This window comes from Allobranchiibius sp. GilTou73 (genome assembly GCF_021391335.1).
In the GTDB taxonomy this organism is placed as follows: domain Bacteria; phylum Actinomycetota; class Actinomycetes; order Actinomycetales; family Dermatophilaceae; genus Allobranchiibius; species Allobranchiibius huperziae.
In genome coordinates this window covers 2,254,154-2,266,292 of sequence record NZ_CP090051.1, presented here as the reverse complement: position 1 = coordinate 2,266,292, position 12,139 = coordinate 2,254,154, and the positions used below count along the sequence as shown (strand labels likewise).

11 protein-coding genes are annotated in these 12,139 nt (G+C 69.9%); 1 reads left to right on the top strand and 10 read right to left on the bottom strand.

From position 1 onward, the window contains the following. Positions 1-28: 28 nt before the first annotated feature. Positions 29-271: a hypothetical protein gene (locus tag LVQ62_RS11200; RefSeq protein WP_233761631.1), complete on the bottom strand. Its 243-nt coding sequence runs from the start codon at positions 269-271 to the stop codon at positions 29-31. A 345-nt stretch (positions 272-616) separates the two neighbouring features. Between LVQ62_RS11200 and LVQ62_RS11195 the strand changes: the two genes are divergently transcribed. Continuing rightward, positions 617-1,363, top strand: coding sequence for a hypothetical protein (locus tag LVQ62_RS11195; protein ID WP_179481143.1), 747 nt, complete (start codon positions 617-619; stop codon positions 1,361-1,363). A 157-nt stretch (positions 1,364-1,520) separates the two neighbouring features. Here LVQ62_RS11195 and LVQ62_RS11190 read toward each other — a convergent pair whose 3' ends face one another. The 9 genes from LVQ62_RS11190 to LVQ62_RS11150 form a co-directional block, all read right to left on the bottom strand. After that, entirely contained in the window at positions 1,521-2,291 is a 771-nt protein-coding gene (locus LVQ62_RS11190) for a CdaR family transcriptional regulator (RefSeq protein WP_233761630.1), read from the bottom strand. Between the two features lie 83 nt (positions 2,292-2,374). Next, complete coding sequence (locus tag LVQ62_RS11185) at positions 2,375-3,139, bottom strand: hypothetical protein (protein ID WP_233761628.1); 765 nt, start codon at positions 3,137-3,139, stop codon at positions 2,375-2,377. Between the two features lie 142 nt (positions 3,140-3,281). Next, complete coding sequence (gene menC, locus LVQ62_RS11180; protein WP_233761626.1) at positions 3,282-4,388, bottom strand: o-succinylbenzoate synthase; 1,107 nt, start codon at positions 4,386-4,388, stop codon at positions 3,282-3,284. After that, positions 4,385-5,287, bottom strand: a complete 903-nt coding sequence (locus LVQ62_RS11175) for a GNAT family N-acetyltransferase (RefSeq protein ID WP_233761624.1) — start codon at positions 5,285-5,287, stop codon at positions 4,385-4,387. Before LVQ62_RS11175 ends, menC begins: the two co-directional genes overlap by 4 nt. After that, positions 5,287-6,447, bottom strand: coding sequence for a M20 family metallopeptidase (locus LVQ62_RS11170; RefSeq protein WP_233761622.1), 1,161 nt, complete (start codon positions 6,445-6,447; stop codon positions 5,287-5,289). The genes LVQ62_RS11175 and LVQ62_RS11170 overlap by 1 nt, the downstream gene beginning before the upstream one ends. Next, positions 6,444-7,445 carry an ABC transporter ATP-binding protein gene (locus LVQ62_RS11165; protein WP_233761621.1) on the bottom strand — a complete coding sequence of 334 codons (1,002 nt, stop codon included), beginning with the start codon at positions 7,443-7,445 and terminating at the stop codon, positions 6,444-6,446. The genes LVQ62_RS11170 and LVQ62_RS11165 overlap by 4 nt, the downstream gene beginning before the upstream one ends. After that, positions 7,442-9,439: a dipeptide/oligopeptide/nickel ABC transporter permease/ATP-binding protein gene (locus LVQ62_RS11160; protein ID WP_233761620.1), complete on the bottom strand. Its 1,998-nt coding sequence runs from the start codon at positions 9,437-9,439 to the stop codon at positions 7,442-7,444. The genes LVQ62_RS11165 and LVQ62_RS11160 overlap by 4 nt, the downstream gene beginning before the upstream one ends. Before the next feature lie 3 nt (positions 9,440-9,442). Next, the gene (locus tag LVQ62_RS11155; protein ID WP_233761619.1) at positions 9,443-10,447 is read right to left on the bottom strand and encodes an ABC transporter permease; all 1,005 of its coding nucleotides are present in this window, start codon (positions 10,445-10,447) and stop codon (positions 9,443-9,445) included. A gap of 66 nt (positions 10,448-10,513) precedes the next feature. Beyond that, on the bottom strand, positions 10,514-12,106 hold the full coding sequence (locus LVQ62_RS11150; RefSeq protein ID WP_233761618.1) for an ABC transporter substrate-binding protein: 1,593 nt from the start codon (positions 12,104-12,106) through the stop codon (positions 10,514-10,516). Positions 12,107-12,139 lie beyond the last annotated feature (33 nt).

The window sequence follows — 12,139 nt, the reverse complement described above, 5'->3', positions numbered from 1 at the left end:
AACGGGACCAAGCCGGGGAGGCCGGGTCTCAGGCTCGAGTTGCGTGGTGGAAAGCGTGGGCCAACCGAGCGGCCAGTTGCTTGTCGGTCACGGTGACCTCGTCACCGTCCACCATCAGGGTCACCTCACCGCGATGGACGTCGCTGACGAACGCAGCCATCGACGATGCGGCACCGCGAGGCACCTGCACCCTGTCCGACGCCTGATCCACCGTGGCCGCGTTCGCGGCCGACGGCGCGGCCATCGCTGCGATGCCTACCGCCGTGCCCAAGCCTGTGATGGTGACGAAATTCCGCCGAGATGACTTTTCCATACGATCTCCGATCGCAGAATTCTGCAGTCCTCGCAGGGACCTGCACCACGGCGCGTGGCGCTCGCTGAATCTAACACCCGAAGTCGGTTTTCCCCGAGGAAATCTGGGCATCGTGTGCAGCCAATATCCTGGGAATTGGCTGGGCGGCTTCTTGACAGTTTGGAATTTCCATGTTAATTCGTAGCCGATCCACTGCCGGATTGCTTTTCTTCACGATCTGGTTACGGGTCAAAACTCGTCTTCGGCTCGTATGCTGCCGACGTGAGCGGTCGCTCACGACCGGCTCTCGCAAAGGATGCAAGCATGCTGAAGAAAATCGCCGTCGCGGTAGGGGCCACCGCGCTCGCCGGCACCGGCCTCGCGTTGTCGAGTCCCTCGGCGCACGCGGCACCCCTCCACCCGGCAGGTTCGATCTATCTGCACGGCACCACGCACCTCGCCCACTTCTGGAGTCGCACCGACTGCGAGGCCCACGCGAAGTACGAGGTCGGTCTCGTCACGAAGGCGTCGGCGACGCAGACCCTGCTGCCTGCGGTGCAGCGCGCCAACGACGAGGGCCCGGAGTACCGATTCGCCTGCTATCCCTTACGCAGCGGTCAGTGGAGCTATCTCACGGCGTACATGTCGAAGACCGGCAACCCGATCCAGTCCGCTGATCTCTACCTCGACACCACCAACCGGCAGTCGCAGGTCGAAGCGGGCACGAGCATCGACACCCAGGACGTGTGGCCGTTCGCTCACGTGGTGACGCACGACGCCGCGACCACCAAGACCTCGACCTGCAACGCGCAGCGCAACTACATCGTCAACGAGATCAAGAAGAGCCTCAGCCTGCGGTTGATCGGAGCCGACAAGGTCTGCACGGTGTCCAACGGCAAGGTCGGCTATGAGGCCGACTACGCCTCGACGGGCCCGAGCGGGCTGCCCTACGACCACGTGTCCCCATCCGCCTCGGAGTTCCAGCCCATCCTGGACGTGCTGGGCTACAAGTACCCCGGCGCCCCGACCTACAACAAGGTGAGCTCCCACCACCTGGTGGCCTGGAAGTAAGCACACCCGGCCCACACCGGCCCGACCTACGACAGCCCCTGCCCGCCATCGCGGTCAGGGGCTGTCGTAGGTCGGGGGTGGATCTGCACCCGGCGCCGCGCGCGCTCCACCGGCGTTCTCTCCTGCCCATCACCCGATGGAGATCTGTACCTGTCACTCAGGGGATCGGGAAGATCCGTAGCTGCAGTAGAGCGGCGAACCGCGCGTCCGGATCGGCAAGGTCCAGCTCGCCCACCTCTGCCAGGCGACGCAGCCGATAGCGGAAGGTGTTGGGGTGCACGAAGAGCACGGCCGCCGCCGCGTTCACGTCGCCGAACGCGTCCAGCCACGCTCGTAGGGTCCGGACCAGATCCGTGCCGTGCACGGCGTCGTACGACACCAGCCGCGCGAGCGGACCGGTGACCCGGTCGCCGCGAACCGTGACCTGGTCCCGCAGCTCGGACAGCAGCGACGAGATGTAGACATCAGACAGCTGGGCGACCCGAGGGGCGCCGCCCAGCTCTCGCAGCACCCGTACGGTCCGATCGGCGTACTGCCGGGCGTGCGCGAGCCCTTCAGCATCCAACGCTGTCGGGCCGACGCCCACGATCGAGGGCAACCGGTCGCCGATCCTGTCGATGAAGTCGGTGGCGACTCGGACGGCCCACGGCTCCTGGTCGGCGCCGGACACCGGCAGCAGCCCGTAGACGGTGGTACCGATGAGCGCGGTCGCGGATGCCGGCTGCACGGCCGACAAGTGCATGGCGAAGGCGTCGGTGAGCCGCTGCCGGTCATTCGCATGGTCGGCGACCTGCACTGCGGCCGCCGTGCGGGTGTCGGCCGGTGTCCGCATCTCGCACAGCGCGAGCACCACCGTCGGGCGCCCGTTCAGGCCGAGCCGGTCGACGGCCTCGCGCGCCCCGGCACCGCCCTCCAACGCCGTGCCCACCAGTTCCGCTCGTAGCCGTCGCCCCACATCCGCTCCAGCGCGCACCCGCAACAGGTGCAGGGCGACGAGCTTCGCCGCCTCCTTCAGGGTCGCCGCGCGCGGTCGTCCAACGGCTGGTCCAACACCGCCCAGATCGATCCAAGCAACTCATCCCCCGCCCGGACCGCGATCGCCGCCCTGGGAAGGCTGGCGCCCGGGTCACCCAGGCGGTCGGGCACCGGGTCGACCGCGATGGGCTCGCTGCTGCGGAACAGTTCTCCGAAGACGCCCCTCTCGGTGAGCACCCTGGCGTACCGGTCAGGGACCTGCAGTCCGAGCACGGTCTCGATCCGGCCCTGATCGGTCTCGTCCTGCCGCCCCGAGAACGCCAGGACCCGGTTGCTGCGGTCCTCGATCGTGACGGGGGCGTCCAAGAGCGCGGCGATCGCGTTCGCCACCGCGAACAGATCACCGGACGGCAACCCTCCGAGTGATTCGGGATCGCCGGGTCCTGCGCCCACGTCACCGTCGGCGAGCAACGAGCGCAGCATCGCGTCCAGTTGCACCCACGTGGCACCGCGCGTCAGGCCGAGCAGGACCACCCCGGCATCATCGGCAGCCTCGGACACCCGCGGGTTCAACGTGACGGGCGACCGCAGCACCAGGGCGGCAGCGCGACTCCCGCCGAGTTCACCGAGAAGGTCGGTGATGTCCTCGACGCCGGACAGTCCGACTCCCAGCACGAGAGCGCCGACCGGCAGGACCGGCCGGTCCAGCGGGTCGTGGATGGCGACGCCCCCGACCTCGGCGACCGCGTCAGGGTCACCGCGCACCAGCTCCAGAAGGGTGCTGCCCAGGTCGTCCATCACCCGTCGCAGACTGGCCCGTTGCCGCCCGATCGTCACTGGTCGCACCGCCTGAGCTCTCGACAACGAGGCGGTCAGGATAGACCGCACCGATGGGCCTTCGTCCGGCGTGCGACCCGTTCCGCCCAGGCAGCGCCGTACGGGCTCACAACGGGATCCACTGCGTCCATGTCGTCGTGGCGTCTAGCTCCTCGGCCAGGGGCTCGACCCCGATGCCCGCGCCGGCGGGCACGTCGAGGTAGCCGTCGTCCAGGACGAAGGGCGACGTGATGTCGGTGCGGTAGTACCGGTCGGACGCCGACGTGTCACCGGGGAGCGTGAAGCCCGGCAGGGCTGCCAACGCGACGTTCGCCGCTCGCCCGATGCCGGTCTCCAACATGCCTCCGCACCAGACCGCGACGCCGTGCGCGACGCACAGGTCGTGGATCCGGCGGGCCTCGAGGTAACCACCCACGCGACCGGGTTTGATGTTGATGACCGAGCACGCGCCGAGCGAGATGGCCGCGGCGGCCGTGCGAGCGGAGGTGATGGACTCGTCCAGACACACCGGTGTCCTCAACTGCCGAGCCAGCTGGGCGTGCCCGAGGATGTCGTCCTCCTCCAACGGCTGCTCGATGAGCAGCAGGTCGAACGCATCCAGCTGAGCGAGGTGCCGCGCGTCGGCGAGGGTGTAGGCGGTGTTGGCGTCCACCTGCAACAGCACCTCGCCGCCGAAGCGATTCCGGACCGCGCGGACCGGCGCGACGTCCCACCCCGGCTCGATCTTGAGCTTGACGCGCACATACCCCTGCTCGAGATACCCGCCGACCGCGTCCAGCAGCTGGGGCACCGAGTCCATGATCCCGACCGAGACCCCGCAGGGCACCCGCGGGTGGACGGCTCCGAGCTCGCGCGCGAGCGGCCTTCCCAGCTCTTTCAGCTCCGCGTCGAGCACCGCCATCTCCAGGGCGGCCTTCGCCATCCGATGTCCTTTGAACGGGGCCAGCACCGTGGCGACCCGGGCGCCGTCCACATCATCGGCCCCGGCCAGTGCTGGGATCAGGAAGCGGGTGAGCACGTCGACGGCGCCGTCGACGTACTCCTCGGAGTACAACGGGTCGGGAAGTGTCACACACTCGCCCCAGCCCTCCGCGTCCCCGGTGACCGCTCGTACCAGCAGGATGTCGCGGTGGGTCTGGGTGCCGAACGACGTCCGGAACGGCGCCGCGAGCGGCAGCCCGATCCTGCGCAGTTCGAACCCGGTGAGCTTCATCGGGCGCCTCCTGAGTGTCGGGCGGTGATCGGTCGTGCGGTGTCCCGACGCACGACGTACCAGCCGCTGCGATCGAATCCGTCGATCCACGCACCGGACGTCAGCAGCCCGCCGAGCGACTCCCGCAGGGCGATCCGCCAGTCGGTGGCCAGCCGGGGCCGCGTCGCGCGCAGACCCTCGATGTCCGGGGGTACGGCGACCAGGTGCGTGGACGCGTCGCCGGAGCCGGCGACCGGCGCCCCGGAGGCGGAGATCCCGAGAGCGACGCAGGCCCCCAGGGCGCGCTCGTGCACGGCGTCCCCGGGCCGGATCTGCCCCAGGCACGCTCTCGCGACCGATCCGGCTCCCAACTCCCAGCTCACCAGCAGCCGGTCGCTCCCGTCGGGGCCGTTGATGCCGTCGTGCATACCGCCGTAGAAGTCGGTCAGGTATTCCGACGGGTCGGCTGCGAGCTTGACCACGTTGAACCACGCGTTGCGCGCCACCAGAGGGTCGAACGTCCAGGTGATCCGGGACGCTCCGCGTCGCATGGCCCACGCCCGTTGGTGCACCTTCATCGCGAATCCGACGTTGCGTCGGCGCGCGGCGGTGGACACCCCGGAGATGTGACTGTGCAACGAACTGTCGGCGGGCGCGGAGAAGAATCCGACGCAGGCGCCCACCAGGGATCTGCCGTCGAACGCGCCCACCACGTAGTTGCCCGCCTTCGCGAACGCGCGCAGCAGCTCCGCTGTGAGCAACGGTCCCGATTCGCGCTGCCAGACACTGTCGTAGAGCGCCACGATGTCCTGCAGATCCGCGACCTCGCTCAATTCCCGGATGACCACACCGGCCCGTCGCGCCGCTTCGTCCGCGGCCCGCGTCGCAGCGCCCAGACCCACTTCGACGTGCACGCTCATCAGCGCCCACCCGCCGAGGAGCGGGGCGGTCCCGCGAAGACCGGCCGACGCAGGATGTCGGCGATCAACGCCCCCACCAGAGCGGTCCGTCCTACCAGGTCGGTGACGTCCACGTGCTCGTCGTCGGCGTGGGCTCCACCACCGGTGGCGCCCAGTCCGTCCAAGGTGGGAACGCCGATCCCGGCCGTGAGATTGCCGTCGGACGCACCTCCCACGCTGGCACGTGCGAGCGGCGGAAGTCCCAGCTCGTCGGCCAGCGCGACCGCGCGGTCGTACAGAGCCCACGAGGCCACGGATTCCAGCGGTGCCCGGTTGGGTCCTCTGGTCACGTTGATCGCCGCTCCGGGCACCGCCGGGCGCAGCGCCCGGATGGCGTCGTCCACCCGGGTCTGCTCCGCGCTCTCACGCACCCGCACATCGACCGCGAGCTCGGCTCGGGCGGGGACCGTATTGCGTGCGCTGCCGGCCGACAGCACCGTCGGGGTCACCGTCGTACCGCGAGCCGGATCCGCCAGTGCGGCCACGGCGAGCACCTGGTGGGCCAGCTCGATCGCGGCGTTGACCCCCGTTTCGGGTGCCAGTCCGGCGTGCGCGGCCCGCCCGGTGACGGCGACCTGGTAGATCGAGACACCCTTGCGTTCGGTCTTGAGCGCTCCGCCGTCCGCAGCCGACTCGAGCACCAGCACCGCGTCGCAGCCGGTGGCCTCGCGTTCGATGAGCGCACGCGAGCTCGGCGAGCCCAGTTCCTCGTCGCCGGTGATCAGCAGACTGATCCCCGTCCTGTCGGGGAGGCCGGCGATGGCGTGGAACGCGATCACCAACCCGGCCTTCATGTCCACGCAGCCCGGTCCCCGCAGCACGCCGTCCCGCACCCGACACGGGTGAGTCTCGAGCGTCCCGATCGGCCACACCGTGTCGTGGTGACCGAGGACCAGCACGCGGGGCTGGTCGTCTCCCCACCGCCACCTCAGGTGGCTGCGCCCGTCGATCACGATGCGCTCGGGACGCACGGCCAGTCGCTGCATACCGACCCGGGCGACCACGTCGGCGCTGCGGGCGACCGCGTCGAGGTCGCTCGACGGTGATTCACACTCGACCAGCGCGGCGATGTCGCCCAGTATCGAGGCAAGAAGAGACGCGTCGGACGCGACGGCCGTCATCGGACTGCGTCCTTGGAGGCCGGGTGCGCCTGGGGCCCCGATCCCGGCGGGAGGCCCTCGGCGAAGTGGCACGCCGCCGCGTGACGATGCAGCGTGGTCGGCTCGGTGGCGGCGCAGACCTCACGACTCGGATCGACCAGCGGACCCGCCGGGCATCGCAGGTGATAACGGCAGCCCGGTGGCGGATCGTGCGGGTCGGCAGGCTCGAGCAGCGTCGCGTCCGCAGTCTCGCCCATCGCGCCCTCACCCCACAGTCCGCCGTCCGTTCCGGGAACGGCCGACAGCAACTCCTTGGTGTACGGGTGCTGCGGATCGGCGAGTACCTCTGCGGTCGGACCGTGTTCGACGATCTGCCCGAGGTACATCACGGCGATCTCGCTCGCGACGTATCGCACGACCGCGAGATTGTGGGAGATGAACAGCATCGACATGTTGAGGTCGCGCTGCAGGGTGCGCACCAGATTCAGCACGGTCCCCTGGATGGACACGTCCAGGGCGGAGGTGATCTCGTCGGCCACCACCACCTCGGGGCGGGCCGCCAGTGCCCGGGCGATGGCGACCCGCTGGCGCTGGCCACCCGAGAGCTGCGCGGGGTAGGCGTCGGCGCGCGCCGGGCCGATCTCGACCAGGTCCAGCAACCGCCCCACCTCCCGCCGACGGGCTGCGGCGTCCGTTCTACGAGGGACGGCCTCGGCGATGCTGTCGCCGACGGTCATCCGGGGGTCCAGCGAGGAGTAGGGATCCTGGAAGACCATCTGCACCGGCCGCCGTCCTGCGCGCTGTGTCAGCGGCTTGCCGTCCAACAGGATGCGGCCGCTGTGCACGGGGATCAGTCCGACCGCCGCACGCGCCAACGTCGACTTGCCCGAACCGGACTCCCCGACCAGTCCGACGATCGACCCGTCGGGGACCACCAGATCGACCCGGTCGACCGCCGTCATCGCGGTGCGGCCGCTGCCGTACCGGATGCTGACGTCCTCGAAGTGCAAGGTGCTCATGACGCCTCCCTGCCCGCGAGAGCCTCCCGGCTCGTCACCAGCTCCTGCCACCGATCCGGCAGCGGCTCCCCCGCGTGCCAGCAGGCGACGCGGCGGCCGGCGGCGTCGGTGACCAACTCGGGATCCTCTGCGAGACACCGCTGGTCGGCCAGCGGACACCGCGCGGCGTACGCGCACCCGACCGGCTGGTGCCCGGGGTCGACGGGCCGGCCGGGAATGACCGGCAGTGGAAGGTCGACCGAGACGTTCATGTCGGGTACGGCGGTCACCAGCGCCCGGGTGTAGGGGTGCCGTGCGCCGGTGGTCAGTTCGTCGGCCGGCAGGTCCTCCACGATGCGCCCGGCGTACATCACCAGGACCCGGTCGCAGACCTGTCGGACCACGGCGACGTCGTGACTGATCAGCACGAGCGCCACGCCGTTCTCGTCACGGATCCGCGCCAGCAGCTGCAGCACCTGTCGTTGCACGGTCACGTCCAGCGCCGTCGTCGGCTCGTCGGCGATGATCAGGGCCGGGTCGTTCATCAGACCCATGCCGATCATCGCCCGCTGCCGCATGCCGCCGGAGAACTCGTGCGGGTACTGCCGTGCCCGACGGCCCGCAGCGGGCACCCGTACGGCGCTCAGCCGTTCCACCGCTCGGGCCGCGGCCTGGCCCCGGCTGATGTCCTGATGCTGCGCGGCGACCTCGGCCAACTGCCGTCCGACCCGCCGGGTGGGGTTGAAGGACGTCGTGGGGTCTTGGAAGACCATGGCGAACGAACGGCCCAGCAGGGTCCGATGATCACGCGCACTCCCCGCCAACAGGTCGGTGCCGAGAAGCCGCAGCCGCTGCGCCGCGACCTGACCTGGCTCCTCGATCAGGCGGGCGATCGCCATGGCTGTGACGGACTTGCCGGATCCGGACTCGCCGACGATGCCGACGGTCTCGGCACGGCGTACCTCGAACGTCACCGACCGGACCGGGCACAACGGCCCGTTCGCGCCGGGCAGGGTCACGGTCAGGTCCTGCACCTGCAACACGACGTCGGTGTCTTCGGCGCTCGGCGTGGAAGGCGCCTGCGCGGACGGGGACGCCGCCGGCCGCAGCGGGAGGTGGCCGATCGTCGCGGTCAGCCCGATGCCTTTGGCGACCGCTTCGCCGAACAGGTTGAACGCCAGGCCCGCGATGACGATCGCGACCCCGGGGGCCAGCGCGCCGGCGGGATGCACGTAGATCCCCGTCAGCCCGTCCTGCAGCAGGGCGCCCCAGTCGTAACTGGGCGCCTGCACGCCCAGCCCGAGGAAGGACAGCCCGGCGAAGGCCAGCAGCGCGCCGCCCGCGCCGATCGTCGCGTTGACGACCAGTGGCTCGGCGATGTTGGGCAGGATGTGCCGGATCAACAGCCGGATCCGGCCGGCCCCGGCGATCCGGGCGGCCGCGACGAAGTCGCGCTGGGCGACACCTGCCGCCAGGGTCTGGGTCAGCCGGGCGAAGGTCGGGGCGCCGGCGACTCCGATGGCCAGGACGGCACCCTTGATGCCGATCCCGAAGATGACCGCGAAGAACAACGCGAGCAGCAAGCCGGGGAACGCCACGGCGATGTTGATGGCTGCGGTGATCGCCCTGCCGGCGAGTCGACCGGTCAGGACCGGGAGGGCACCGAGGACCAGCCCGAGCACGACCGCGATGAGCGTCGCGAGCAGCGCCAGTCCCACCGAGAGCCTGGTCGCGACGAGCACCCGGTAGAACAGGTCCCGCCCCAGGTTGTCCGTGCCGACCCAGTGCCTGCCGGACGGACCGGCCAGGATGTTGTTGGTGTCGACCGCGTTCGCCTGGTGGGTCCAGATCACCGGGGCGAAGACCGCGAACAGCAGCACCAGGGCGAGGATGAGCCCGGCGCTGGCGCCCACCGGCGTACGCAGCACCGCCAGCCAGCGATCCAGGCTGCGGGGGCGACGGCGGGCGCGTTCGAGGGGCACATCGTCGCGGGTCGGGTCCAGGGTGGTCGCCATCGCTCAGCTCTCCTTGATGACCGAGCGCGGGTCGAGCAGCGCCAGCGCGATGTCGACGATCAGGTTGATGAGCAGCACGCCGGCGCCGTAGACCAGGACGATGCCCTGCACGACGGGGTAGTCCTTGGCGAGGATCGACGCCACGATGGTCGAGCCGAGTCCCGGCCATGCGAAGACGGTCTCGACCAGCACGGTGCCGGCGATCAGGGCGCTGAGCAGCAATCCGCCCAGGGTGATCGTGGCCGTCAGCGCGTTCGGGAGCGCGTGACCGAGGTAGATCCGCAGTGCGGGCAGTCGTTTGGCGCGCGCCGTCCGGACGTAGTCGGTGTCCAGGACCGAGATCATCTCCACCCGCATGATCCGGGCGAGCGCCGCCGCGGGACCGATCGAGAGCGACAGGACGGGCAGCACGTAGGAGCCCGGACCGGATCGTCCCGCGACCGGGAAGATGCCCGCGCTCACCGCGAAGATGTAGACCAGCCCGACTCCCAAGAGGAAGTCCGGCATCGAATTGAACACGACGCTGGTGCTGGAGAAGACGAGCTCCGTACGACGGGCCCGCCCGCCGCGGGTGACCACCCCCATCAGCACCCCGAGGGGGATCGCGATGACGATGACGACCAGGAACGCCAGCGTCGCGAGCAGCAGGGTGGGGGGAAGTCGCTGACCGATGATCTGGCGCACCGGCAGCTGCGAACTGATCGAGGTGCCCAGATCGCCGGTGAACACGCCCTTGAGGTACTGCCCGTACTGGGTCGCCAACGGCTTGTCCAGGCCCAGCGCGTGACGACGGGCGGCGATCAGCGACTGTGATGCGGTCGGCCCGAGCGATGAGCGCACCGGGTCGCCGGGGATCAGGTGGATCATCAGGAACGACGCGGTGATCAGCACCCACACCGAGACGATCAACTGCCCGAGGCGGCGCACGCCGAAGCGGACCCACGCGTTGCCGCGCGTGCGGTCGAATGCGGTGACGCTCTTGTGCGACGTCGTGGTGAGGGTCGTCATGCTGGGGCTCCTTGGCGCGGGCGGCAACTCATGCGCATGTCGAACGAGCGGGCATCCGGCGGTCGGTCAGCCGGCCGTCATCCGGATGGTGGTCGGGTCGATCGCGCTGAAACCTGCGGCGAACCGGGCGCCCTTGCCGAAGGTCTTCACCGTCTGGTTGGCGAACGGGATGACGTCGGCGTTCTTGACGAGCTGCGACTCCGCCGCGAACCAGTCCGCGCATCCCGCCTTGCCCTGCTTGGTGGTCGCTCGGGCCACTCCGGCGGCGTAGGCCGGGTTGTCGATCTGGCCGAAGTTGTTGCCGGCGGTGGGAGACGGTCCGGACATGAAGGGGACGAGCTGGTCAGGGCTGCTGACGTTCAACGGCAGCCATCCGACGTCCCAGTTGCCGCTCCCGCCCAGCACGGTCTGGGTGATCTCGGTGTCGCTCTGGGCCCGCATGCTGACGGCGGCCCCCAGCGTCTTCCAGACGGACGCGGCGAGTTCCGCAGCGGCGGAGGCGCTGCTCCCGCCCGCGGTGTCGTAGATGAACGTCAGCGCGAGGCGCTGCCCGTTCTTGCTGCGGGTGCCGCCTGCTCCGACCTTCCACCCGGCGGCCTCCAGGGTTGCTTTCGCCTGGTCCACGCCGTGCGGGGGCAGGGCCGACTGGATCGAGTTGCCCGTGCACGCGACGGGGGGTGCCGTGGCGAACGTCGTGGCGGCCGTGCCTTCACCGGAGCTCATGACCTTGGCCAGCTGCGTGAGGTCGACCGCCTGGGTCAGCGCCTTGCGCACGGCCAGGTCCGAGCCGGGGCGGGTCTTCGCGTGGTTGAACCACATCTCCCCGAGCAGGACCTGCACCGGTGCGGCGAACAGACCCGCGCCCTGCAGCCGCTTGGCATCCGGTCCGGTCACGGTCGCGGCGCTGAGCCCGCCGGACAGCAGCAGGTTCGCGGCGGTCGTGAGGCTGCTGACGAACTTGATGACCACCTTGTCGGGCAGGCCCGGCGTCGAACTGGTGACACCGAGTGGGCCCCAGGTGTACCCGGTGCGCTTCGTGAATGCGATGTGGTCGCTCGCGACGTCCTCGGTGAGCTTGAAGAGCCCGGTGCCGTCGGTCTTCGTCGCCAACGTGGAACGGTTGGCGAGTCCGGCCTTGCAGACCATCGGGATGTTGGCGAGGCCGTTCAGCACGAATGGCGACGGCGAGGCGAGCTTGAGCGTCACGGTCGAGCCCGACGCGGTCGCGGTGGCGCCGGGGGGCGCGAACGCGCCGGTCAGCGGGCTCTTGTTCTTGGGGTTGGTGACGTAGTTGAGATTGGTGGCCGCGTCCTGTGCGGTGAACGTCGATCCGTCCGAGCAGGTCACCCCTGAACGCATCGTGAAGGTGACGGTCGAACCGGACACCTTCCACGCGGACGCGAGTTGCGGGCTTAGCCGGCCGTCCAAATCGATGTGGATCAACGTGTCGTAGGCGAAGTTGACGACCTGCAGAGTGGCGCTGTTCGCCGTCATCTGCGGATCCAGGTTGCCCGGGTCGGCCGGCAGCGCCGTGGTGAACGTGCCGCCGCTCACGACCTTGGCGTTCTTGGACGTGCCGGCGCCCCCTCCGCCTCCCCCACAGGCCCCGAGCGCGGTGGCGACGACGCAGACGCCGGCGACGGCCCCGATGATCTTCATGAGATGTCCTCTCGGTGGGTTGAGCCTCGTGAA